Origin of the sequence: Vibrio algarum (assembly GCF_028204155.1) — a bacterium.
Classification (GTDB): domain Bacteria; phylum Pseudomonadota; class Gammaproteobacteria; order Enterobacterales; family Vibrionaceae; genus Vibrio; species Vibrio algarum.
Genome location: NZ_JAQLOI010000003.1, coordinates 1,542,106 through 1,567,091 on the forward strand (window position 1 = coordinate 1,542,106; position 24,986 = coordinate 1,567,091).

The 24,986-nt window shown below is 38.8% G+C and carries 27 protein-coding genes and 1 pseudogene; 19 read left to right on the forward strand and 9 right to left on the reverse strand.

The annotated features are described in order from the left end of the window. Positions 1-68 precede the first annotated feature (68 nt). From PGX00_RS22335 to PGX00_RS22345, 3 genes are all read left to right on the forward strand, one after another. A complete protein-coding gene (locus PGX00_RS22335) occupies positions 69-1,796 on the forward strand; it encodes a bifunctional metallophosphatase/5'-nucleotidase (protein WP_272140721.1) in 1,728 nt (575 codons plus the stop codon). Between the two features lie 615 nt (positions 1,797-2,411). Further along, complete coding sequence (locus PGX00_RS22340; RefSeq protein ID WP_272140723.1) at positions 2,412-2,603, forward strand: hypothetical protein; 192 nt, start codon at positions 2,412-2,414, stop codon at positions 2,601-2,603. Between the two features lie 128 nt (positions 2,604-2,731). Next, on the forward strand, positions 2,732-3,124 hold the full coding sequence (locus PGX00_RS22345) for an ATP-binding protein (RefSeq protein ID WP_272140725.1): 393 nt from the start codon (positions 2,732-2,734) through the stop codon (positions 3,122-3,124). Between the two features lie 63 nt (positions 3,125-3,187). Here the strand turns inward: PGX00_RS22345 and PGX00_RS22350 are convergent, their stop codons facing one another. Continuing rightward, on the reverse strand, positions 3,188-3,754 hold the full coding sequence (locus PGX00_RS22350) for a PhnA domain-containing protein (RefSeq protein WP_272140727.1): 567 nt from the start codon (positions 3,752-3,754) through the stop codon (positions 3,188-3,190). 119 nt (positions 3,755-3,873) lie between these two features. Next, positions 3,874-4,656, reverse strand: coding sequence for a M48 family metallopeptidase (locus tag PGX00_RS22355; protein WP_272140729.1), 783 nt, complete (start codon positions 4,654-4,656; stop codon positions 3,874-3,876). 84 nt (positions 4,657-4,740) lie between these two features. Here PGX00_RS22355 and PGX00_RS22360 point away from each other — a divergent pair, with 84 nt between their 5' ends. From PGX00_RS22360 to PGX00_RS22370, 3 genes are all read left to right on the forward strand, one after another. Continuing rightward, positions 4,741-5,181, forward strand: coding sequence for a hotdog fold thioesterase (locus PGX00_RS22360; RefSeq protein WP_272140731.1), 441 nt, complete (start codon positions 4,741-4,743; stop codon positions 5,179-5,181). Next, entirely contained in the window at positions 5,171-5,404 is a 234-nt protein-coding gene (locus PGX00_RS22365; RefSeq protein ID WP_272140733.1) for a DUF3389 domain-containing protein, read from the forward strand. Before PGX00_RS22360 ends, PGX00_RS22365 begins: the two co-directional genes overlap by 11 nt. An 85-nt stretch (positions 5,405-5,489) precedes the next feature. Next, a complete protein-coding gene (locus PGX00_RS22370; protein WP_272140735.1) occupies positions 5,490-7,226 on the forward strand; it encodes an SgrR family transcriptional regulator in 1,737 nt (578 codons plus the stop codon). A gap of 35 nt (positions 7,227-7,261) precedes the next feature. Here the strand turns inward: PGX00_RS22370 and PGX00_RS22375 are convergent, their stop codons facing one another. The 4 genes from PGX00_RS22375 to PGX00_RS22390 all read right to left on the reverse strand — a co-directional run bounded on the left by PGX00_RS22375 (position 7,262) and on the right by PGX00_RS22390 (position 9,259). Continuing rightward, positions 7,262-7,438 carry a hypothetical protein gene (locus tag PGX00_RS22375; protein ID WP_272140737.1) on the reverse strand — a complete coding sequence of 59 codons (177 nt, stop codon included), beginning with the start codon at positions 7,436-7,438 and terminating at the stop codon, positions 7,262-7,264. A gap of 240 nt (positions 7,439-7,678) precedes the next feature. Continuing rightward, complete coding sequence (locus PGX00_RS22380; RefSeq protein ID WP_272140739.1) at positions 7,679-8,137, reverse strand: DUF3069 domain-containing protein; 459 nt, start codon at positions 8,135-8,137, stop codon at positions 7,679-7,681. A gap of 208 nt (positions 8,138-8,345) precedes the next feature. Next, positions 8,346-8,558 (reverse strand): cold-shock protein, encoded by a 213-nt coding sequence (locus tag PGX00_RS22385; RefSeq protein ID WP_272140741.1) that lies wholly within the window; start codon positions 8,556-8,558, stop codon positions 8,346-8,348. Between the two features lie 254 nt (positions 8,559-8,812). Then, on the reverse strand, positions 8,813-9,259 hold the full coding sequence (locus PGX00_RS22390; protein ID WP_272140743.1) for a DUF1499 domain-containing protein: 447 nt from the start codon (positions 9,257-9,259) through the stop codon (positions 8,813-8,815). Positions 9,260-9,326: 67 nt separating this feature from the next. On the opposite strand from PGX00_RS22390, the gene PGX00_RS22395 reads away from it, so the two are divergent. Further along, a complete protein-coding gene (locus PGX00_RS22395; RefSeq protein WP_272140745.1) occupies positions 9,327-10,307 on the forward strand; it encodes a Solitary outer membrane autotransporter beta-barrel domain in 981 nt (326 codons plus the stop codon). 5 nt (positions 10,308-10,312) lie between these two features. Here PGX00_RS22395 and PGX00_RS22400 read toward each other — a convergent pair whose 3' ends face one another. Further along, the gene (locus PGX00_RS22400; RefSeq protein ID WP_272140747.1) at positions 10,313-11,539 is read right to left on the reverse strand and encodes a GGDEF domain-containing protein; all 1,227 of its coding nucleotides are present in this window, start codon (positions 11,537-11,539) and stop codon (positions 10,313-10,315) included. A 225-nt stretch (positions 11,540-11,764) separates the two neighbouring features. Here PGX00_RS22400 and PGX00_RS22405 point away from each other — a divergent pair, with 225 nt between their 5' ends. The 9 genes from PGX00_RS22405 (at position 11,765) to PGX00_RS22445 (ending at position 20,229) form a co-directional block, all read left to right on the forward strand. Further along, positions 11,765-12,136, forward strand: a complete 372-nt coding sequence (locus PGX00_RS22405; protein ID WP_272140749.1) for a late competence development ComFB family protein — start codon at positions 11,765-11,767, stop codon at positions 12,134-12,136. Between the two features lie 43 nt (positions 12,137-12,179). Beyond that, a complete protein-coding gene (locus PGX00_RS22410; RefSeq protein ID WP_272140999.1) occupies positions 12,180-12,452 on the forward strand; it encodes an HlyU family transcriptional regulator in 273 nt (90 codons plus the stop codon). A gap of 323 nt (positions 12,453-12,775) precedes the next feature. Further along, complete coding sequence (gene pntA / locus PGX00_RS22415; protein ID WP_272140752.1) at positions 12,776-14,311, forward strand: Re/Si-specific NAD(P)(+) transhydrogenase subunit alpha; 1,536 nt, start codon at positions 12,776-12,778, stop codon at positions 14,309-14,311. A 10-nt stretch (positions 14,312-14,321) separates the two neighbouring features. Then, positions 14,322-15,698 carry a Re/Si-specific NAD(P)(+) transhydrogenase subunit beta gene (gene pntB / locus PGX00_RS22420; RefSeq protein WP_272140755.1) on the forward strand — a complete coding sequence of 459 codons (1,377 nt, stop codon included), beginning with the start codon at positions 14,322-14,324 and terminating at the stop codon, positions 15,696-15,698. A gap of 211 nt (positions 15,699-15,909) precedes the next feature. Next, complete coding sequence (gene vxrA / locus PGX00_RS22425; RefSeq protein ID WP_272140757.1) at positions 15,910-17,316, forward strand: sensor histidine kinase VxrA; 1,407 nt, start codon at positions 15,910-15,912, stop codon at positions 17,314-17,316. Next, on the forward strand, positions 17,291-17,959 hold the full coding sequence (gene vxrB / locus PGX00_RS22430) for a response regulator transcription factor VxrB (protein WP_272140759.1): 669 nt from the start codon (positions 17,291-17,293) through the stop codon (positions 17,957-17,959). Before vxrA ends, vxrB begins: the two co-directional genes overlap by 26 nt. Positions 17,960-17,964: 5 nt before the next feature. After that, on the forward strand, positions 17,965-18,819 hold the full coding sequence (locus PGX00_RS22435; RefSeq protein WP_272140761.1) for a DUF2861 family protein: 855 nt from the start codon (positions 17,965-17,967) through the stop codon (positions 18,817-18,819). 61 nt (positions 18,820-18,880) lie between these two features. Continuing rightward, on the forward strand, positions 18,881-20,044 hold the full coding sequence (locus PGX00_RS22440; protein ID WP_272140763.1) for a conjugal transfer protein TraF: 1,164 nt from the start codon (positions 18,881-18,883) through the stop codon (positions 20,042-20,044). A gap of 41 nt (positions 20,045-20,085) precedes the next feature. Continuing rightward, positions 20,086-20,229, forward strand: coding sequence for a YoaH family protein (locus PGX00_RS22445; RefSeq protein WP_272140765.1), 144 nt, complete (start codon positions 20,086-20,088; stop codon positions 20,227-20,229). A 1,787-nt stretch (positions 20,230-22,016) separates the two neighbouring features. Here PGX00_RS22445 and PGX00_RS22450 read toward each other — a convergent pair. Next, positions 22,017-22,508, reverse strand: coding sequence for a helix-turn-helix domain-containing protein (locus tag PGX00_RS22450; RefSeq protein WP_272140767.1), 492 nt, complete (start codon positions 22,506-22,508; stop codon positions 22,017-22,019). Positions 22,509-22,644: 136 nt separating this feature from the next. Here PGX00_RS22450 and PGX00_RS22455 point away from each other — a divergent pair. From PGX00_RS22455 to PGX00_RS22465, 3 genes and pseudogenes are all read left to right on the forward strand, one after another. After that, positions 22,645-23,785: pseudogene (locus PGX00_RS22455) on the forward strand (phage/plasmid replication protein, II/X family). Between the two features lie 23 nt (positions 23,786-23,808). Then, positions 23,809-24,090, forward strand: coding sequence for a single-stranded DNA-binding protein (locus tag PGX00_RS22460; RefSeq protein WP_272140770.1), 282 nt, complete (start codon positions 23,809-23,811; stop codon positions 24,088-24,090). Continuing rightward, the gene (locus PGX00_RS22465) at positions 24,087-24,251 is read left to right on the forward strand and encodes a hypothetical protein (protein ID WP_272140773.1); all 165 of its coding nucleotides are present in this window, start codon (positions 24,087-24,089) and stop codon (positions 24,249-24,251) included. Before PGX00_RS22460 ends, PGX00_RS22465 begins: the two co-directional genes overlap by 4 nt. Before the next feature lie 194 nt (positions 24,252-24,445). On the opposite strand, the gene PGX00_RS22470 is transcribed toward PGX00_RS22465, so the two are convergent. After that, on the reverse strand, positions 24,446-24,712 hold the full coding sequence (locus PGX00_RS22470; protein WP_272140775.1) for a hypothetical protein: 267 nt from the start codon (positions 24,710-24,712) through the stop codon (positions 24,446-24,448). Between the last annotated feature and the right edge of the window lie 274 nt (positions 24,713-24,986).

Sequence of the window (24,986 nt, forward strand, 5' to 3'; positions counted from 1 at the left end):
TAAGAATTCATTACATTGTCATAAAAGAAGGTTTACCATGTACAAGAATAAAAACAGAATAAAAAATTATGACTAAAAACAACAAACCAATTCGAATGATGTTGGCGCATATTAACGATACGCACTCTTACTTCGAACCACATTCACTTCAGCTCAATCTCAGTATAGATAATCAGGTGATTTCTCCATACGTGAGTAACGGTGGTTTTGCAAGAATAGCTACGCGCGTAAATCAGTTAAGAAATGAAGCGAGTGTATTAAATCGAGAATTCATGTTTTTTCATGCTGGAGACTGCTTCCAAGGAACGCTCTATTTTTCTTTGTTTAAAGGAAAAGCAAATGCGGATCTCTTAAACGCGTTGCAGATAGATGCAATGGCTCTTGGTAACCATGAATTGGATATGGGAAACCAACCTGTAGCGGAGTTTTTAGACAGAATAAATTTCCCGATTCTCGCTGGTAATTGGGATCTATCGAATGAGTCGAATGATAAGTCAAATAGGCTAAGTACAAAATCAAATTTATATCATTATAACCTAGAATCCAAAACCGCACGTTGGATCACTAAGGATGTCCAAGGCGAAAAAATCGCTATTTTTGGAGTATCAATGGATCAGATGGAAGAAATCGCAAATCCTGACTCTGATACACGATTCGTCAACACGTTTGAAACCGTGAAACATACAATTAAAGCCATCAAAAGCCGAGGTATTAACAAAATAATTTTATTGAGTCATCTTGGCTTCGATGTAGATATAGAATTGGCGAGAGAAGTCGAAGGGCTTGCATTAATTATTGGTGGACATTCACATACACTTCAAGGTGATTTTACCTCGTTAGGCTTGGCTGATAATGGAGACTATGGTGTTGTAATTAATCAAACTAGAATCGTTCAATCTGGACTGCATGCACAGGCGATAGGTCACTGTGAAATAGACTTTGATGCCGATGGAACAGTCAGTCGTTTCGTCGGTCGCAATGAGCTTCTTTTAGGACGCAGGTTATGTATAGATGCAAGTTTATCAGAAGTAAATACAGATTATCTGCACGAAAAAGCACAGGCTTTTTTAAAAGATCGTTCTGACGTTGTTATCTGCAAGAAAGATCCTTATGTTCAAAGTATATTGCAAGATAAATATATTCCTAAGGTAAGGGTACTTCAACAAACCATCATAGGGAATGTGTCTATGCCACTTCGGCACATTCGTGTGCCGGACGAGTTCGGTGGAAGCGATATTGTTCCATTGGTCGCAAAATCGTTTTATTACTCGATGTGTAACGCGGGACATGATGTTCAATTTGCAATACATAATGCAGGAGGGGTAAGAACATCCCTAAATCCAGGCGATATCTCTGTGGCAGATATTGCCGGAAAACTATTGCCTTTTGCCGTTCCAATTGGTGTTTACTATATCAAAGGTAAATACTTAACCCAGATATTGGAAGGGGCGATAAACAACGCGTTGAATAACGGTGTAACAGGAACAGGAAGTGGGAGTTACCCATACTGTTATAATCTTGATTTTAAATATGAATATTCAAATAATAAAGGAAATCGCATTACTGATTTACAGATCAAGTCTTCCGAAGGAATTTGGAAGAAAATCGAATGCGAGCAAATCTATTGTGGTACTTCATCTGCCTATACGATGAAGGGTAAAGAAGGGTATAGCGCAATATTAAATATGGAAGGTGTAGGAGTTGTGACCCAAGCATCTATGGCTGATTGCTTTATAGAATTACTTAATTCTCAACTAGATGCGTTAGAGAAACTTACACCCGAACTGAAAAATTGATCAATTAATAACCTGTGGCACTGGTTTTGCATTTCTAATGGTTAATTATAACTTTCAGAAGGTTATAGTTCAGTTTTATCATTAGTAAGTGGAGAGCCGTATATGTGGAATACCGACTTAATTGATACCGTAGTCATTCTAGGGTGGGTAGGAGCGTGGTCAACACTCGTCTACTTTGTCCCTCTTACTGGAATGTAAAAAAAGGAGCGTTTAGCTCCTTTTTTACGATCGCTATTTCTATCCGACGGCTTAAAATTACTGGTAAACCAAACCTGGGGTTGAACTGATGTGTGCGATTGATAAAATCGAATGGGATTTGCATCAGTTAAATTTATTATAAATCGTTTTTGTTGTCAGTTATAAAGTTTATTTATGTAAGTATTATGTTACGGCGCGATGGCGTTTCGAGTATGTGAGTAGCTGTATTCACGAATTAAAGCCATTATGCAGACGATATTCAATAATAGTGAATATAATCCCACTCCAATGTTAGTGGTTTGTTGCATTAGATTTTCTAATCCAAAAATGCAAATAATGTCATTTATATTTAACCTAAAAACAGCCTAAAATCTTTTATATAGAAACAGCAATCACAATAAATTTAGAGAGGCTATTATGACTCAAGTAATGCATGCGGACACAGTTATTGTTCCAACCTCTACGGAAAAGAAACCTTACGCGGTAAGTATCAAAGGATTGATTGCACACATTTTAGATATTCTTTTTGTTAGCAGTGAAGTGGATAAAACGTATTATTCAAGCGACCTTTCAAGTCACATGCAAAAAGATGTAGGTATGATTCGTTAAGCCTAATATCTCAATAGTTCTTAAAAACCTCAAGTACGTTTGTTATGTGCTTGGGGTTTTTTATTAGTTGTTTAAACAGCTAAACTTATGGTAAACGTTACCTAACACCGAGAACTCGGTACATAGCCATGGACAATAAACTAATCTTGATACGTGGTTTGCCAGGTTCAGGAAAAAGTACATTAGCAAGAAATTATGTTGATAATAAAATCAACCCTTTAATACATTTAGAAACAGACATGTATTTTTTAGATAAACAGGGTGTTTATCGCTTCGAAGCGAAACAACTTTCTAATGCTCACCGGTGGTGTCAATCTAAAACAAAAGAGGCACTGCTACTTGGGTCTTCAGTTGTTGTCTCCAATACGTTTGTGCAGCGCTGGGAAATGAAACCATACATACAAATGGCCAAACAACTAGAGGTTACGTTAGACGTGGTGGTTTGCCGTAAAAACTATGGAAGCATACATAACATACCGTTAGAAACGATAAATCGAATGAGAAAAAAGTGGCAGGAATAAGTTTAAAGGTAATAAGCATATAAAGCGCAGTGTATACGCCTTATATGCTCATGTACGGTAATGCTATTTCTTACGACAGAACTCTGCAATAACATACATAGATTGGCCGTTTGCTCTACCTGAAACCAGTCTAGGGTCATCGCCAAGGCTTATACCACGTATAACGGTGCCTTGTTTAATGACTTGATTGGTTCCTTTAACAGGAAGGTCTTTAGTTACCGTTACGTCGTCACCTTTTTTTAGTTCAACACCGTTAATGTCACGTGGTTTTTCATCGTCATCGTCCATACCGATTTCCGCCCACTTAGCAACATCTTCTTCTAGATACATCATATCAAGCAGGTCAGTAGCCCAAGCTTCCGATTCAGAAAGTTTTTTAAGTTGACGCCAGGCCGTTACTTGAACGGGGGGCACAGGACTCCACATGCTGTCGTTTAAACAACGCCAATGATTAACATCAACGGTTTCAGGATTTTCTATCTGTCCATTACAGGTTTCACAAATCATGATTGCGTGATCAACTGTGACTTGAGAATGCGGAGAAACGATGAATGGACTAAGTGCAGACTCTGCTCCACAAAGTTCACATTTAGATTCGCAACGTTCGAGCATTGTAGCTTCTGTAGACATTTTTAAATTACCGTAATAGTTAAATTTTAGCTGTATTATCCACGTTCTCAATTTTTATAAAAGTAATTATTTTTAGGTTTATAATTATCAAATATAAATCTCGGGATCTATTGACAACGTCATAGCCTACACATCGGTTTTTTAGCATTACTGTTAGACAGTGTATCCGCTTTTTGGCTTAAATCTGCAATTCTAGTGTTATGCGACGGGTGGGTGGAAAGTAACTCTGGAGGTTGATTACCTCCGGATGCTTTTGCCATATTTTTCCATAAATCTATACTTTGGTATGGATTGAATCCTGCCTTCGCCATGATCTCTAAACCTACAATATCGGCTTCTGATTCTTGTGTTCGTCCGTATGGCAATAAGACACCATACTGTACTCCTAATCCGAGTGCTGCCATGGCCACTCCCTGATATTCGCTATCATTTAATGTGGCGTTAGTAACTTGAAGTCCGACGTTAGCTAGCTGGGCTTGAGACATTCTTTCGTTGCTATGGTCGGCCAATACATGCGCGATTTCATGGCCAATAACCGTAGCAAGTTGATCCTGGTTCTCTGCTACCTTTAATAAACCTGTATACACGCCAATTTTTCCTCCGGGTAAAGCAAAGGCATTGACCTGCTCGCTATCAAAAACAACCACCTCCCAAGTGGTAAATCCTTCTTGTTTTTCTACGTAAGGCAATAGAGCATTGGTCACACACTGAACGTAATCTATCGTTTTATGATCAGTGCTGATTTTTTGTTCTTTTTTCATAGATTCAAATGACTCAGCCCCTAGACTATTCATCTGTTGGTCTGAAAACATGATAATTTGATGTCGACCAGTAGGGGATGAGCTACAGGCGATAAGCGATAATGTTAGGGTCGAAAGTAATGCTTTTTGTAGTCCATTCACGTATAACGTCCTAATACAACGACTAATTTATTGGAATAATAGCAGGTCTAGTTACTGCTGTTCAATTACCTATAAGGATCTTAAATGTCTATTTGGAAAAAAGCGATCTCACTAGATATTCTTAACGATAGTTCAAAAAACACATTAATCGAACACCTAAAAATAGAATATTCAGAAATAGGGGGCGATTCTATCTCTGCAGTAATGCCTGTTGCCCACTTTACTCATCAACCACTGGGTATGCTACATGGCGGTGCATCTGTCGTACTTGCAGAAACACTCGGCTCTGTTGCTGCTAATTTTAGTGTGAGCAATGAGTATTATTGTGTTGGACTAGATATAAACGCAAATCATATAAGAGCGATGCGTCATGGCGTGGTAACCGGTAAAGCTCAGCCTATACACATAGGAGCGACAACACAGGTTTGGCAAATCAATATCGTTGATGAAAGAGAGCGTTTGGTTTGTACTAGCAGGTTGACTATAGCTGTTATGAAACATAAGCGAGCCAACAATGTTAATTGAGTTCACAGCCGGAAAAATAATCGCGAACCAACATGAGGTTGTGGTCAGGTTAGTGGGTGATCAGATGGTTACAATGCAGGCACAGATTGATGCAATACAGCTCATTGGGAAAGGGGCAAATGTTGTGCTTGCTAATGCGGGGGAGTGCAAATGGTCTATTAAACTAGATAGTGAATCACAACTGTTAGCGTTGTCGCAAGTTGTTGGTATTGCGGTGGAATAGATTAACGATACTTGTTCTCTATGATAAAATGAGGAAATTAACTATGTTAACAAACAGCATCTTCAGTAAGTGAGATTTCCTCTTTATGAGTAGCCCAAGACTAAGAACACAGTTTGAATCTCTATTTGAACATTTCAAAGGTCAAGATAGTGACATTCAACTAGATGAAATCATCTCTATTCTATTTTGTACTCGGCGAAATGCTCGAATTGTTTTGAATAAAATGGCTGACCAAGGATGGATAGAATGGCACCCCGCAGCGGGACGTGGCAATTTATCTACAATTATTTTCAAAAGAAATCAGCAAGATGTCAGCGAAAGTTTAGCTAAGAAATATCTGGATGAGGGGCGAATAGAACAAGCATTTTCTGTTTTAAAAAAAGATGCAGGAAAATTAACAAAGGTAATCGAAGATTATTTAGGGGTAACCCATGATGAAGGTTTGCAGTACGTAAGGCTGCCATACTACCGTCAATTATCAATGCTTAACCCGACTAAGCCTCACAGACGCTCCGAGCAAAATATTATTCGTCAAATTTTTAGTGGCTTAACTAAATTAGATGAAAATGATCAACTTCAGCCGGATCTTGCTCATACTTGGGAATCAAATGATGGTAAGAATTGGCGGTTCTATTTAAGGCCAGGAGTACGTTTCCACAACGGTGATTTGTTGCAGGTAAATCATATAGTTGACTCTATTACCATTCTGTCTGGCAATTGCTCCTTCGATAAGAAGTTCTCAACAAGTAATAGTGGCCCACATACACTGTTCGGCCATATATTTGCAGTCAGTTCACCTGAAGCTTGGGTTATCGATATAGCCTTATCTGTTACAGATTGGCATTTACCCTTACTACTCGCAGAGTCTAACGCAAAAATAATGCCTCCAACTGAGTGGATCTCTAGTAAATTTGACTTAATCCCGATAGGTACTGGTCCCTATAAAGTGAAATTGAACAATGAAAAGCGCTTGGTCTTGGAAGCGTTCGATAATTATTTTGGTTACCGACCGTTAGTGGATGTTGTGGAAGTATGGGTTATAGATCAAGCCTATTCAAGTATGGTCTTTCCTAGCTTAAGTAACCCTATAAAAGGAAAATCATCGGACGTTGACGGAGTTAAGCTTGATCCTGGTTGCACTTTTTTGCTTTTGAATCGAAAAAATGGTTTGGCGAAAGATGAGCACTGGGCGAATTATTTTTGTTCAACCTTAAGCTCATTTAATTTGTATCGATTGCTGCCTGAAGAGACAATAATTGACCTTGGCTTACTACCTGCCTACGGTTTAAAACCGGGATGGCAGCATTCTAGATTGGGAACGGATAAGTGCACACCTCCATCGATAGAACGAGTGACCGTCGCTTATCATGCTCAGCATCCTGTTTTTCCAGCGCTAGCCAAAACAATAGCTAAATTACTGGCAAAAGATAAACTTATCGTTGAATTTAAAAAATATCAACATTATCTAGAAGACTTAACGGATGTTGATATTTGGCTTAAACCGATGGGAATAGGAACAGATAGAGATGATGCGTTAGCAGGTTGGCTTATGAATTATAGCAACGTTAATGAGATGAGTAATAGTTCGGATTTTGTTCAGTGGTGTGGACTTGTCGAAGGATGGAGACGCGATAAAAATACTCAATTTCCTGCGAGAAAACTTGGTAAGGCCCTCGTAGAGTCTAAGCAGATAATCCCGCTATTTCATTGTTGGTTAGGCGTAAACAAAGAACACTGCGGAACACTTCAGAACGCGACTTGCAATGCGCTTGGTTGGTTCGATTTTAGCGGGGTATGGGTAAAGCCCAAAAACACGCGTTAAAAAGCCAGTAATCGTTACTGGCTTAAAAAATATATTCAGTCTTTGTCTTTGTTTTCTGCAAGAAACTCTTTAATAAATCGTCTAATTTCTCTTGCGGCGGAAGTATCCATATCCTCACACATTGAGACGAATTTGTCTCGTTGCTCACCGTTAATTCGTATAATTAATTGGCTATCTTTCTTATTGGACTCTTTTTTATTTTTTGAAGTCACAATGTTACCTTAAATCTGTATATACAACGCATAGGACTTTACTGGCTTACAACGACTTTAGTCAATGGTTTTAGCTAATATATGCTATTTATATTGAATAAATGATTACAAACTAGGCATTTTGGGCAGTAATACCTAGCAACTTTTTAAGCATTAGGAACCGCAATAAAATAGTCGGTTACACTATTTTTATATTGGTGCTTTTTTGAAGCACCAATATTCTTGAACCTTAGAACTAGGCTATTTCTCAAATACTTCGATAAAATCACGTTTTAGTATCGGATCACGTCGTGCCTTTTTTGTCTGCTTAACCATATCTTTAACGCAGTTATAAAGGACCTGATCGAGTAGTTGAGTCCGATAGTCTTCTTGTTCTTGCTCGTTCATATCTTTTGGTAAGTCAAGCGTTTTGAATTCTTCCATAAAGTTAATACCAGCAAATGCTTGGCTTACCGAAATTAATGCATGAAACTGTTCAAAGTTGTCTAATACATTTTGTGCGCTTGCTGGCATGCTGTTCCAAGCTTCTCTAACGGCTTCTTCCGATACTTCATGTATGGAAACGACCATATTTAGCATTTCTTCAGGAACCTGATCAAACTCGATCACTTTTCTAAGTTCTGCGGATACGGTACTAAGATCGATAAGAGTTTCATCTGAGCTTTGTTCTTCGGTAGAAATATTAGTTTCTGTAGACATAATGGATTCAGTATTAAGGGATTATTAACACATGCTAAAAAGAACACCATGAAAGTCAACCATTACCGTCAAAACACACCAATAAAGTGGGGAATAGGAAGGTAATTAGTCACACTGTCACCTTATTTGTTCGCTTATTAATCAAAAAAAGCCACCTAAGTGGTGGCTCATATTTTTGTACAAACAAATAGAACGTTGTTGCAGCGAATTAAATAACGCTTACGTCTTCTGCTTGTGGGCCCTTCTGCCCATCTGTTACGACAAACGACACATGTTGGCCATCTTCAAGGTTTCTTCGACCAGTACCACTGATAGCTGAAAAATGAACGAATACATCTTTGCCACCATTTTCTGGTGTGATGAATCCAAATCCCTTATCTTGGTTGAACCATTTTACTATGCCGTTGACTTTTTCACTCATAATTAAACTCTACGTAGATATCGGTTTGATGCAAACAATCAGTTAAATGCGATCCTTTGGGATTGCTGTTAACCGTTTTTGGCGATTAACACTAGTGAGTTATCCATTCGACTAGTTGTTAACTGTCTGATGTAAAAGCACATCAGAAATTTAACCGTACATTAACCCTTTTTAGTGTTCCAGTTAAAGTATGATGAATATATGTAAGTTGTGATCTGTATTCTTTTTAATCGTTTGACTGTTGTAAAACGTAACTATTTCAAGCCATTATACAGTTCTGAAAATTGTTCGTAACGCGCCTTGTTTAGTCCTCGATCGCTGTACCCTACGCGAGATTGTGAACGATAGTGGATAAGTTTGTTTTTTTCGTCAAAATAAAGTTCAACGTCATCATGAAACTTCATCGTTTCAGTTGTAAAAATAACGTGCAGATAATCTTCTCGTTCCAACTCAACACTGTTACTAGGTAACTGAGCAAAAACGCGTTTTACATTTTTCTTCGCGTCATCAATACTGTTAAATGTAAATGGGGCCACTTTTTTATCTTCAACATCTGTTTGGCTCGATACGGCATTCGGTGAAGATGGCATAGGGGATAGTTGCCCATCTGCTACACCTATGTAAGATGGCGTTACGTTGTTTTTATAAAACATAAATGCGACTAAAACGACGATCAAAACGAGAGCTATTTTATATATCATTAAATGGACCTTTAGATTATGGGTAATCTCAGATTTATATGAGCCTTGAGGAGTTTAGTTTTAACAGATGAAAGCATTAAAATCGATTATATTTTTATCCTTTCTATGCTTTGGCTTTGTGAGTAACGGCTGGTCAAATGCATTGCAGCGTAATTTGGAACATACATTTGCAGCTTCTGTAGTATTGACTGATAGCGATGCATTTACGTTCGGTATCAGCGATTTTAATCCTAATAATGTTTTTAATTTCGAGAATGATGATCTAGGAGATGCTCGGTCTATAGATTTACGTCAAAGGCTTAGCGTTTTGACGGTTCCGTTTAGTCAGGATTGGTCGAATAAAGAAGACACTTTTCATAGTGTTGATTTTAAGGTGTCGATGCTGAAAGTAGAGCAAGATATCGATTTCTCGGTGATTGAACCGACCGCTAATTCACACACATTCGAAGAAAATGTCTATGGCGGTTATGTCGGTTATAAATATCATGAACAATTGACTGAAAACTGGTTTGTAAAATACGGGATTGGTAGTCATCTACTTTATTATACAAACTCATTTGATTATAACGATGAGCTGTCTAGAGCATACAGAACTAGCTTGGACGGTGTTGCGTATAACACGAGTGCATGGGCGTTTTTAGTCGAACCTTCTATTAAGGTTGGCTACAAAAAAGACGTCGATTGGGGAAACTGGCAAATCACCTCGCGATTAAACTATTTTACTGGCACTGGTTGGGGGCAAGCGAATAATGGTGATATTGGTGAGCCTGAAAATACGCGTTGGATAAATCAAGTAGAGGCATACTACGACGTGATTGAATGGGAAGGTATGATTCAATCGGTTTTTGCTAGTTTTAAACGTGTTGATTTACATGGTGACTCAACAGAACCTTTAGGTACAAGCTATTACTATGAACTAACAGGAGGTTGGTTAATTACACCTCCATTTGCAACAACACTTATTGACAACGTAGGTATAGGTCTAAGCTTAAATTACGGTAGTGCACTTAAAGGCGGTAGCATCGTTTTGTACTTTAACCAAGATTAAAAGTCTTAAACTGACACCTTATTTCGGCCACTTTTCTTGGCCCGATACAAGGCTTCGTCGGCGGCTTTTAATACATGCTGAGTATTTCTACTTTCAGAACTATCTGCTACACCTATACTGATAGTAACCCTAACGCTATTAGAACGCTCCGAGTGACCGCGTTTTTTCTCGCCTGTCTTATCATTTTTTGGTCTATCACTGCGGTTACGCAAAATAATGTCGTATTCGGCAATCTTTTCTCTAAGTTCTTCTAGATAATCTATTGCTTGGTCTTGATATTTATTCTTGAATAAAATGGTGAATTCTTCCCCGCCGTACCTATATACCTTAGCGTTGCCATTCGTTTCGTTTAACAATGAGGCTACGAGTTTAAGTACGTCATCACCAGTATCGTGTCCATAAGTGTCATTAAACTTCTTGAAATGGTCTACATCTAGCATGGCTAACGTATATTTTTTACCAAGATGTTTTAGCTCTGTATCCAAGGCTCTACGACCTGGAATGTTGGTAAGTTGATCAACATAAGCCAGTTCGTGGCTAGTAGTAATTACGCCAACAGCTAGCAATATGCCACCTAGAGAAAACAAAATGCTTGATATAAAGGGGTATTGAAAGAAGACAAATGTAAACGTTGATATACAAAGGCTAGAATATACCGCCACATCAATAGGACGATTATTTCTTAGTATCAATATGGCAAAAAGAAAAACTAAAAGGAGGCTATAAAGAATAATGATAAAGGGTAGTAGTGAAACCTCTGGAATGATAAACAGGATATTTTGCCAAGTGTCATTGATTCCGTTGTTATTAACATATTCAACCGTTATAGCTCCCCAACCAAACAATATGGCGACAATACTAACGTAAAGCACACTCGACATTGTAAAAAAACGCTTTTCTGGGAAAAGGTAAACGCTAATGCAAGCAGTAGGAAATGTGAAGGCTAATAACAGAAACTCGATTTTTGTTGTACCAGTCGACAAAGAACTTTGAAGTCGAGTTTGAATAACCCAATAGGCAACAGCCATTGCGACAGCAACCATACCCATGCGACCTTGATTGAAGCTTTGGCACAGTAATATACATATGGCAAATAAGAAGTATGGCATTTGACTGGCTAATGTAATGTTTGCCTGCACCAATAACGTTATATTATTCAACCCAATGAAGATAATAACGGTTAAAATCAGCGGGAGTATGAGTCTAAATAAGTTGGAATGAATAAACGACATGCTATTTAAGGTTGCTACAATCAGAAAGTGTGTTCTTAAAGGCGATAGCATACTGTTTATTTGAAAAATTCAAAGTGTTTTATCTAAATATTGCAAGCTATACTGAATGATATCAGCACGGAATGACGTTTTAGTACCAGCCTCTATGCCGTTACCTTGAGGTTCGTAAACTATAGTGCTAATTTAAATAAGTATTCTCTTAAATTAGAGGCTTGGAGTAAAAACATGCAAATAAGTGTTGATGTGCATAACTATATGGAGACGTTAGTAGGAGCAATCCTTGCAAGCGACGAGTATACAAGTAAGTATGATAACGAACAGTTAGCGGATTTGGCTTGCCTGGCTTTAAATCAACTGAGGCCGGTTTATATTCGCCATGATATCGACTTTTTATCGCGTCTTGCGGAAGAGCGACTACTCGTATTTAGACAACAAACAGAAGTGGCTATTGAAGCTGCTGAAAGTCTTATTAAAGATGATCGTCGTGCTGTTCGAGAAGATGAAGACATATCAGAATATTCTCTCGATATGACTGAAGAAGAAAACGATAACCGAGAGTTAGAATGGTTTGAAAAACCAATCTTAACGAAAAAATAAAAACAAAACGCTAGAGCTAAATTTATGTAGGAGTAGGTGTGGGATTTTTTCTAAGTTGTTTGGTTCGAATAGCAAAGGTGCTGTGACCAAGCAAGTTGAACCAGTAGAATATGAAGGTTTTTTAATTTACCAAGAGGCCAAAGCTGAATCGGGCCAATATAGAGTCGCAGGGCGCATCACTAAAGAGGCAGGCGGAGAGATTAAAGAGCATACTTTTATACGCTCAGATGTCGTTGGATCCGAGCAAGATGCAAACGATCTAATGCTAAATAAGGCTAAGATGTTTATAGATCAGATGCGTGGTGAAATTTTCTGATCCGCGATTTAGTGATAGGTTTAATGTTTTACTTAATCGATACAGGTTTTACCTGATTGATATAGATAAACAACTTGATTTCTATCATTTTTGAAAGAGTCGTTAGCGTATATGCTGATGGCTCTTTTTGTTAATTGCTCAATTTAGTTTATAAAATGACCCATCGTTCATTTTTAGCCGACAATACACCCTGTTTTGGGTGTTTTTTCTACAAATGAGGTCGGAGTAGTCATTAAGAAATGTATTTTTGTTAAAAAATACATTAAGTTTCAGACATCGTTAAAAAAACACTTTATTAATTGTGCCAATAGTAGGGAATAACTATGCAAATTGGTGTACCTAGAGAAATACTCGCGGGTGAAACTCGCGTTGCAGCAACACCTAAAACGGTAGAGCAGCTTATCAAACTGGGGTTTGACGTCTCAGTTGAATCAGAAGCCGGCGTTTTGGCTAGCTTTGATAATGCAGCATTTGAATTAGCAGGAGCGACGGTCACTACTAGTGAAGAGATTTGGAACGCAGATCTAATCCTAAAGGTGAATGCTCCTTCAGATAACGAAATTGAAATGCTCAAAGAAGGCGCAAGCCTTATTAGCTTTATTTGGCCAGCGCAGAACGCTGAGTTAATGGAAAAGCTATCAAGTAAAAATATCAACGTTATGGCCATGGATGCGGTACCGCGTATTTCTCGTGCACAAGCGTTAGATGCACTTAGCTCAATGGCGAACATTGCGGGATACAGAGCGGTTGTAGAAGCTGCTCATGAATTTGGCCGTTTCTTCACGGGTCAAATTACGGCTGCTGGTAAAGTACCACCAGCGAAAGTTCTTGTCGCTGGTGCTGGTGTTGCTGGATTAGCAGCTATCGGTGCAGCAGGTAGCTTAGGCGCGATTGTAAGAGCGTTCGATGTTCGCCCAGAAGTAAAAGAGCAAGTACAGTCTATGGGTGCTGAATTCCTAGAAGTCGATTTCGAGGAAGATACAGGCGCTGGAGATGGCTACGCTAAAGAGATGTCGGAAGAGTTTAACAAGAAAGCGGAAGAACTTTATGCCGCTCAAGCTAAAGATGTCGATATCATTGTTACAACCGCGTTGATACCTGGACGCCCAGCTCCAAAGCTTATCACCAAAGAGATGGTGGATAGCATGAAAGCGGGCAGTGTTATTGTTGACCTTGCTGCGGCTAATGGCGGAAACTGCGAATACACTGTCGCGGATAAAGTTGTGACTACGGCTAACGGCGTAAAAATCGTTGGTTATACCGACATGGTTGGACGTTTGCCAACTCAATCTTCTCAGCTTTATGGCACAAACTTAGTTAACTTAATTAAGCTTTTATGTAAAGAGAAAGACGGTAACATCGATATTGACTTTGAAGATGTTGTACTTCGAGGTGTTACTGTTGTTAAAGAAGGTGAAGTTACGTGGCCAGCACCACCAATTCAAGTTTCTGCTCAACCACAGGCCAAAGTGGAAGAAGTTGCAAAACCTGAACCCAAAGTCGAAGAACCTGCGTCGCCAGTTAAGAAGATCGCTGGTATTGCTGTAGCTGTTGGTGCATTCGCATGGGTAGCTAGCGTTGCACCTGCTGAATTTTTAGCTCATTTTACCGTTTTCGTTTTGGCTTGTGTTGTTGGTTATTATGTAGTCTGGAATGTATCCCATGCACTACATACTCCTTTAATGTCGGTAACGAATGCAATTTCAGGGATTATCGTAGTAGGAGCGCTACTACAAATTGGACAAGGAAATACGGTCGTATCTGTGCTTTCCTTTATTGCCGTATTGATAGCAAGCATAAATATATTTGGTGGCTTTACCGTGACCAGACGCATGCTTGAAATGTTTCGTAAAGACTAAGGAGTAACAAATGTCTGCAGGATTAGTACAGGCCGCTTACATTGTTGCCGCGGTTCTCTTTATTATGAGTTTGGCGGGTCTTTCTAAGCAAGAGACCGCACGCGCTGGTAACTATTACGGCATTACTGGTATGACGATCGCACTGATCGCCACTATTTTTTCACCGGATTCCTCTGGTTTAGCGTGGATTATTGTTGCCATGGTTATTGGTGGCGGTATTGGTATCCATTACGCTAAAAAAGTGGAAATGACAGAGATGCCAGAGCTGGTAGCGATACTGCACAGCTTTGTTGGTCTAGCCGCTGTTTTGGTTGGTTATAACAGCTATTTAGATCATGGGATTATTCTTGATCAAGCACTGCTAAATATACATTTAGTGGAAGTTTTCTTGGGTGTGTTCATTGGGGGAGTAACATTTACGGGCTCTATCGTTGCGTTTTGTAAGCTTCGCGGGATTATTTCGTCTTCACCGTTAAGCATTCCACATAAGCATAAATGGAACCTTGCCGCGATTATTGCTTCTTTGTTCTTAATGATGATCTTTGTAAACGCTGAAGGTAGCATGTTTGCCTTGATGGTTATGACATTGATTGCTTTTGCATTTGGATATCACCTAGTTGCTTCAATTGGTGGTGCCGATATGCCAGTGGTTGTATCAATGCTTAACTCGTATTCAGGTTGGGCAGCAGCAGCGGCTGGATTCATGTTAGCGAATGACTTATTGATCGTAACGGGTGCATTAGTTGGTTCTTCCGGTGCTATTCTTTCTTACATTATGTGTAAGGCGATGAACCGTTCGTTTATATCGGTAATAGCAGGTGGTTTCGGTCAAGAAGTGGTTATTTCTAGTGATACTGATTACGGCGAGCATAGAGAAACAAACGCTGAAGATGTAGCCGAAATGCTTAAAAACTCTAAGTCTGTCATTATCACTCCGGGATATGGTATGGCTGTAGCTCAAGCACAGTATCCAGTTCACGAAATTACAGAAAAATTACGTGCACAAGGCGTTGAAGTTAGGTTTGGTATCCACCCAGTTGCTGGAAGGTTACCGGGTCACATGAACGTATTACTGGCTGAAGCTAAAGTTCCTTACGATATTGTTTTAGAGATGGATGAGCTAAACGATGATTTTGCTCAAACTGACACCGTATTAGTAATTGGTGCGAACGATACAGTTAACCCTGCTGCTTTGGAAGATCCGAACAGCCCTATCGCAGGAATGCCAGTTTTAGAAGTTTGGCATGCTCAAAATGTTATTGTATTTAAGCGTTCGATGAATACTGGGTACGCAGGCGTACAGAACCCACTTTTCTTTAAAGAAAATACTCAGATGCTATTTGGTGATGCAAAAGAAAGTGTCGATGCTATTTCAAAAGCACTGTAATACAGCCTGTTAATTCTAGGCGTAGATCTAAAGCCAATCCAATCGGATTGGCTTTTTTACGTCTGTAGTCAAAAATTAACTAAACTTGGCTATCTTCTTGAGAAGAATGTAATTTTAGCCAATAATAATATATATTATTTACCTTCCTAACTAATTACGGCTAAACGAATTGTATTTTCGCAATATTACCTATTTCATCTTGATAATACTTATGCCATTTAAGGTAGTTGCGACGACGTTGCCAGAAAGAATTTCTCATTTCACAGAAATGTTCGATTATTCAAAAGCTATCAATAGCTATGATGTCAGGGTGCTACAAACCGATTTCCCTACTAAGTTATTGTCGCCCGAATACATGTTGCCTCAAACAGCCAATTACCCCTTAAAAGACATACAGCAAGTTTATAAACTGTCGAAAAGTTGCACAGGAAAGCTTCCATTAAGCCCGTTGGTTACCGAGCCCCTTGTCTTTGTGAGAGCTTTATGTCGTGGAACACCACTAACAACGAAATGGTTTGCTCGCTCAGGTTTAATACATCCAGGTGGCGGTACATATGCGCAAAGATATGCTGCAGAATTACCAGAAAATTTCGCATTATTGCAGTCATATATGCATATTAAAGAAAGGCCGTTAGCTGGCGAAACGGAGTTGTTAGGCCGCTTGCAGCGAATGAAAAATGATGCGATTTCTGCCTTGATTTCTGGCGAAAGGATGTTTGTTGAAAACGAAGAGATGTGGCTAAAAAAAGGGAACAGCTACTATATTTTCCCTAGGGATGTTTGGCAACAAAACGCGCTCGACTCTGAGTTAAAGTTCTCGTACGTAGTTAAAGATGTATACTGTTTCGTAAGGCGAGGGAACCTATGCTGGGAATTAGAGGATCATTCTGATCTTCTACTTAAAAGCATGATAATTTTAGTCATTGTAAATATTGCACTGGTCATTGGTTGGGCGGTATATCGTTGGAACATGCGACGTGAGGAAATGAAGAGTCGTATGTTAGTGCTGCAAATATTAACTCATGAACTAAGGACACCAATCGCGAGTTTGTCGCTTACCGTTGAAGGATTTAGGCGAGAATTTGAGCAGCTACCAGAAACAGTATATGAAGAGTTCAGGAGACTTTGCGAAGACACTAGACGATTAAGGCAATTAGCAGAAGCAAGTAAGGATTATCTTCAATCGGAACACCAAACTCTGGCATCAGAATGGATTCCTTCGGTTGAAGAATGGCTACACTATAGATATGAAGAAAGTACTAAACCAGTTAACATCATTATTTCTAAAGATACCGCAGCAAAGGTTAATGTATACTGGCTTGGCACATGTTTAGATAATTTAGTGAACAATGCGATAAAATATGGCGCAGAGCCGATACAACTGAAAGTCGACGTAAACCTAAATTCGATTGTATTTTTGGTAATAGACCAAGGCGGCTTGACGAGAAAAGATTGGAAAAACGTTAAGAAACCTTTTGTTAGCAAGGCTGGATTAGGCCTTGGCTTAACGATTGTTGAATCGATGGTTGGCAGAATGGGCGGAACTATGACACTCGTTGGTCCACCTACCACATTTAAATTGGAGATACCCTGTGAAACAGACACTGCTACTCGTTGAAGATGATAAAAATTTGGCGGATGGATTATTGGTAAGTTTAGAGCAAGCAGGCTACGAATGTTTACATGCTGAAACTATAGTGGAAGTTACACCACTTTGGGAAAAAGCCGATCTTGTTATATTAGATAGGCAGTTACCCGATGGTGACACTGTTGATCATTTAGCTTCATGGATAAACATAAAAAAAGTGCCAGTGATATTACTTACTGCATTAGTCACGATTAAAGATAAAGTTTCTGGGTTAGATGCTGGTGCGAACGATTACCTTACCAAGCCATTTGCTGAAGCCGAGTTATTTGCACGTATTAGAGCTCAACTACGTAAACCTGGTTCTGAAGGTGATGAAGATGATGACCAAAGTAAAGTAATCACGGCTAATCTGGTTATAGATAAAGCAACGAGGGAAGTATTCTGTGACGAACAGTCGATAACATTGACTCGAACAGAGTTTGATTTATTACTTTTCTTGGCAAGTAACTTAGGACGAGTTTTTACCAGAGACGAATTACTTGATCATGTGTGGGGCTATAATCATTTTCCAACTACACGGACAGTCGATACCCATGTTCTGCAACTTCGTCAAAAAATACCAGGGTTAGAAATCGAAACCCTTCGTGGTGTCGGTTACAAGATGAAAGTGTAAACACAATGAGAATTTTAACGACCACATTATTATTATCTAGTTTTTGTAGTTTTGCTGGCACTTGGTTTGAAGAAAGCTCTCCTTTAAATCAAGCCCACGAAAAGCTACTAGATAATGATTTAAAAGGAAGTTTTGATTCAATAATTCAAGTGTGGCAATCTGAGCCGACACAGTATGTGGAAACTCATCTAAACGAGCTATTACGAAAAACGTTAGAAAACGATTGTGGTAAAAGCATCGCTACTGAACCAGTCGCACCTTGGATACATAGTATTATAGTGAAACGCCAATCGGTTCAGAGTCCAGGAAGAACTGTTTCAAGAGCAATCGTAGAGGTTTCATCAAAAAGCGAGATAAAGAACATCCGTTTAACGCGCTGGCCTGACAGCGTAATATCAAAAGAATCTAGTTTTGAAATAGTTGAGAGTGATGCTCGAAATACTTATCGAATAAGTTACGAACTCAACCAACGCCTACCGAGTGGGTTGTATAGATTAGAAGTAAACAACGCAAATAATCAACCATGGCAACAATGGGTCGTAATGGGTGAGTCTCCGAATAAAGAAGTTGTTAGGTGGGAAGCGACAGATAGCTGGGCGGTTGATAGAGTTGCTGCCCTAAATCCGTACTGCACATTACCAATGTTGACTGTTTCTGTATACGATTACGTTAAAGATGAGTATGTTCGGGTATGGAATCAAGATTATGAAGGTAATTACCCAACACAACTTCCTATTAATGAATTAAAACCAGATCGATATGTCATTGCCGTTGGTTTGACGCACCATCGCTGGCAAGGGCCAGTAATTATTGAAGATCAACAGGTTATTAGCAAAACTTACGATATTTCCTCCGAATAATACTAAAGTACATAATCAAATGGCCGATATTGGATTAATGGATTAATTCTGGGCGACGAAAATGACAAAATTACGATTATCTATAGCAATTGTATTCACCTTAACTTCTTCTTATTCAACTGCGGCAAGCTATTCTGTTGATGCTCGTGGTGATGCTATGGGCGGAGTAGGTGTGGTTTCAGCAAGTTATTTGACTGCACCGTTTTACAACCCAGCTATGGGAGCCATCTATAGAAGAAATGACGACGCTGGCATGCTTTTACCAGGTATAGGTATCGCGTATAACGATCAAAATAAGTTAGTGGACAATATAGATAAAATGGCTGACCTTTTAGAAGGGATAGATGTAAACGACTCTTCAAGCTATACGCAAGAAAACATAGATGAACTAGACGCTGTAATGAACGATATGGAAGGGGATAATGCTCGAGTAGAGTTAGGTGCAGTTGCTGCATTTGGAATACCTAACCCATATATATCTACGACCATTTTTGGCAAAGCATATGCAGAATCGTTTGTTGCTGCAGATATCTCCGCATCAGACGATACATTGGATAAAGCGACTGAAAGCAAAGTCAATGCGGTATCTATTGCTTTCTTAGAAGCCGGCGCATCACTTGCTAAATATCAAACAGTATTTGGTCAGCATATGTCATTTGGTGTAACGCCCAAAATCCAAAGAATTAATACTTATATCTATTCTGCTTCAGTGGACAACTACGATATAAAAGACGTATTTGAAAACAGTACATCCGAAAGTACGTTTAACTTTGACATAGGCGCATTGTGGTTTTACGGCCCATTTAGAGTAGGCGTCGCTGGTACGAATTTAATTTCACGTGATATTGAGACACAAGTCATCACAACATCGTCCGGTTCTTCATCGACATATACTTATCAATTACGCCCACAGTATACGATTGGAGCAGGCTTTGTTGCTGACTATTTCTCATTAAGTGCTGATTATGATGTGACTGAAGATAAGCGATTTGATCAATTTGATGACAATACCCAATGGCTACGAGTGGGTATGGAAATTGATATAATGAGACAACTCCAATTACGAGCGGGTTACAAATTAAATCTCGCTTACGAAGATAACGATGGGACGATAACTGGCGGTATTGGATTGTCACCTTTAGGTTTATTCGAAATCGACTTAGCCGTTAGCTATACTAACGAAGATTCTATGGGTGCATACGCGAACTTCCTTGCGACTTACTAAAAAAAACTATAGTCACGCCCCTTAGCATTAAGGGGTTTTTTATGTTTGACGATATACCAACACTAACGCACCAAGAGCAACAAGAAGCAGTTGAAAAAATACAAGAACTTATGCAACAGGGCATCAGTACCGCTGAAGCAATCAAAATAGTTGCACAGCAAATCAGAAAAGAAAAAGCCGAGTAGGATATTAATTACAAGATTAAATCATTTTAAACTTCAGTCAACATTACGCACTATAACTAAGTATAACTCCACAAATAGACTACAAAACTTGACTGTCTACACCTCTAATTCAAACATAAACTAATGCCGTCATGAGCTATTTACGCAAGTTTAAGAAATAAAAAACATAATAACCTATAAAAACAATCAGTTAGAGCTGAATATCTATTCAGGTTTACTTGCTATGTCGCCGTGGGAAAGTGATCTTGCAAATACGTGTAATAACATTACACAGCGCAAATCAAGACCAAGATAAATAACTGTGGTGGGTTTTGGGCGATTTAGTGTGTAAGCACTTGCTATGAGCGTAGGGAATACCATTGCGCAGATTGTGCAATCATCACGTTAATATTCGCGCATAATTGCACGAACAATACTTCAGATTTTACGTAGAGAACGATGTGATGAGATATGACGAAATGTTTATTACTGCAGGTAGTCCTTTAGTGTGCTTAAATTGAATAACTCTTGTATAAAACTCAGCGAGTTTATTTAGCTAACTTGAAGACGTAATTGGTGTTTGCTATAGATATTTAATTGTTTGATTTGATGACGATGAAAAAAGTGAAAAGGAAGGAAAAGTTAGCAGTTGGTGATTTCGATACATGTAGAATCTACAGAGAAAGGTTATCAGCGCTAGTAAATACGTAGTTCGGTATTTGTCTCTATTCTATACACGCTCACGATGTGCGTATTATGTGTGATGTTATGTTGAGTGGTTTGCTGAAAGCCTAAGCGTAGAAAAGAGTGGGCGAGGGACTTGGACAATCCAGACTTTTGTCTGTGATGGCTAGGAAAGAGAATCGCTTTTCAAGTGAAAGCCCGTAACATAACATGCATAATTCGTCACTTCGATATGGTCATGACATTTCATTATATAATCTGTATGGTATATTAACGATTGTTGTAGCCCCCTTATAACATGTCCTACCATGCTTAAAGGGGACCACAATTATCAACTACATGTTGATATTAGGTTTATGATTGCTGATATTACGTTTATAAATGCTGTTAATAATTCAACCATATTACCTCCTTATTATTTGATAAGATTAGAAAATTCACCCTCAGTTTTCCGTCTCGATTACTGAGGGTTTTTAATGATATTAACAAGTTTGTTAGTCTCAATATTGTGCTCTCCTCTGTCTCATTTAACACTTCTTTGTTTATGTCGATGTGATTATTACCCATCACTTAAGCACATAAGTTTTTCAATTATTTAGGTATCACCCCCTTAGTTTACCTTCCTGACTTTGTTTGTAATCCCCAAAAAAGATTATTTTAATAAGTATTGATTTTTAATGTTTCTCTAAGGAGTGGCTGAAATTAAATAATTAGGCTTTAAAAGAAGGAAGCGTCTTTCATCTTAGCTAGTATACGGTGGATTTTGATAGTCTCAACTTTTCCGATATATGGGGATTGAATGGTGAGTTTGTACCTACTGAAGGGTTGTGCACACTCGATTTTCACTGCTATATGCTCGCATGTAGAGTGAAAATGAGTAGATAAGCGTAGCGCGTCAGTTTCGTAATAACTTCTATTATCTATAGCGTGGTTTTATTCGTAGTCTACCGTTGGATACTCAAAAGCCTATTTTTAACATGGAGGGGCCCCGTTTCGTCGGGGAGGAACCATTTCTAAAAATAGGCTTATAGTTATCTTGGTATATAGTCTATTTGGAGTTGGGGTTCCTGTTACACCCCAACTAACTGCGGAATTCCGCAGTATCCACAACAACACATTACTTTCTAAGCTCTCGCTAGCTCTTGGTATTTTTTAAGAAATAGGTCTTTATGAGATTCTTCTTCAAAGTTGATATTTCCATTTTCATACAGTTCCATCATTTCTTTAGCGTGTGCTATTTCTCTTTCTTTTCCATTTTGGTAGGGAAGCCCTGTGGAATTTGCAAGATCTTCAATAAATTGTTCTGCATTATCAACGTGATTAAATATTGTTAATACCAACTCTGTTTCAGGAAGGTGTTTTATATAATAACTCGCTAATCTTAGAAACTCTCCTGTTTCTAATTTCGACATCGCTGCTTTTTCACCTAAACAAATTTCTCTTTCAGATAATTTAAGAATTTTTGCGATTTGAGGAACTCTACCAGCCTTGGGTTCGTTAATTCCTCGCTCCCATTTACTAATTGTCTGAACGGTTACACCTAATCTTTCAGCCAAATCATCCTGTTTGATGTTTAGCTCTATACGTCGCTCTTTTAGGACTTCACTAATACTCATGTTTGTGTTTTCCATCTTAAATAACCACCTTTGTTTAAGTTTACACCCACTTTTGTGTTGATTTTTATTTGAACATACTTTAGGTTAAGTGGAAATACACTTTAGTATCATTTAATTTTCTTGACAGGGTTTTCATTTGTTCTTTATTGATCAACTTTTCATTCAACAAGATTATCCTGAAGGGGGCTTCCTCTTGTGGGTACTCATGTTATTGAAAGGCTAGATATGGAAACAGGCGAACAACTTCCTCCATCAGTAAACCAAAAACGCCTGGAGGGCTCATACAGTACAAAACTAACAATTCGTTGTAATGGTAATCGGGTTCGTATTGAAGGTAATCCTTCTCGTTGGCAGAGAATGGACAACCTTTTTGGCCTCAAGACAATTGATGAATGTGTAGATATCTATAACCATGTTTTAGCACATTACGATTTACCGCCATTCACCAAAAATACGCGCTTGTCGCATAGACAAACACCAGACGGAAAATCATCTTCTTTAGTCGGAGATGGTGCTGAAATAACTTCGATAGATTGGACTCGAAACCATAAAGTAGGCAAGGGAGAGAGCCTTCGTTTATTCGTGGTATGTCTTCAATGCATATTGGACGAGGCCGGACTCCTAAACTTTATCCAAATGGAATGACTTGTAACTGGGGTGAAGCTTCAACTTGGAACATGACAAAACTCTACTGCAAGCAATACGAGCTTAAAGAACATTTAAAAAAAGACAAACGAAGAAAAAATAACGTTACAGAACATCAACTTATCTACATAGAAAAACTTATCGATTATTGCGAAGAGCATGGAGTAGTTCGTGAAGAACATAGCTTACGACAATCGCTTTTAAAACGTCACAATTTGCAATTCTACGGTTTAGTCTCGGAGCAAGATTTTTACGCACACTTAAAGAGTATTGAGAACGCCATGAACACATTACAAGCTAGCCATGACGAACACGAAAGCATAGCGCATCAGCTACTTAGAGCAGGCGCTGTAGAAACATTGAGACAGGCAAATACAACCATGAATTACTTCACAATATGGCAAAACGGCACTGATTTAAGACTCGTATTAAAAGAACGTCAATTCTATCAGCATAAAGCACGCTTAAGGCAAATAGGAATTGATATCTCTAGTCGCTTCGATGTTAGCCGTATGTGCCCAACATTAAGGCGATCAGAAGTTATTGAGGTAAAACCCTTAGCTATCCCTGATTGGTATCAACTTCCAGTTGTTGCTGAATCTAATATCTTACCATTTAGAGCTTGCGCATAAGCTACGTAAAAAAGGATCATTCCATGTTAAAAATTGAAATCTTTCCAGAAGATACAACTATCCAAACACGAACCATTCAAGGTAAAGAAGGAAAAGCACCGAGAACTATTTATGAGCAAACAGCTTACGCATACTTAGGCGGTAAGTTTCCTGTCCAGATGAAGTTATCGCTCGATGAAGGACAGTCAGCTTATACCGCTGGTATTTACACCGTCCATAGCAATAGTTTTATTGTGAATAACTACGGTGGTCTAGAGTTAAAACGTTTTGGGATGACAATTGAACCATTGGAGCTAGATGTATGATTAAGGTTTATATCGACAGAGTAAATGAAGAATCGATTCATTTAGCATTCCCAAGCTTAGGAGAATATTACACCTGTAAAGGAGAATTTGATGTTATTCCTGCGATCAAAGATTTTATAGGCGAAGATGTAGCTTATGAATTGATAGAAGGTTATCCATAATTCACGTAGCACCACGCCACTTACATCACATTAAAGTACGCATTATGTGTGATGTTATGTTGAGTGGTTTGCTGAAAGCCTAAGTGCCGAAAAGAGTGGGCGAGCGACTTGGACAATCCAGACGCCCGTCTGTGATGCCTAGGATAGAGAATCTCTTTTCAAGCGAGAGCCCGTAACATAACGTGCATAATGCGTTACTTCGATAGTTCTTCTGGGTTAACAAGTTTCATTTCACCAGTGCAATTATTAAGTTTATAAAGTTTTTTTTCGATTTCTCTAAATTCATAGCACTGCTTCTCTTCATGTAGCTTACCGTCCCACTTCATAGCAAAAAATACCAGCGGAAAGAACATGAACATGGCCACAAGCGGCAGGCTGTTTCCAATAGCAGCCAATCCTTTACTATCAGATATTTTTTCTACAGATTTAGCGATGGCCTCTGCTTTGTTTTTGTTATCCATTGTATTGCCTTAAATTGCATAATATTAGCTTGATTTTATCTGCTATATGCCTGCATGTAGAGAGAAAATGAGCAGACAAGCGTAGCGCGTCAGCTACGTTCACAGACTCTAAGCCTAACTTCACCGTTGGGCTTTTCTTTGCGAGTCTATTTTTGATGGAGGGGCCCCGTTTCGTCGGGGAGGAACCATCAATAAATAGCGAGAGAGAAGGGCGACCAAAGAGGCAAGCGATAGCGCCTTGGGTGGTCTTCGATTTACCCCCCTATGTTAATCA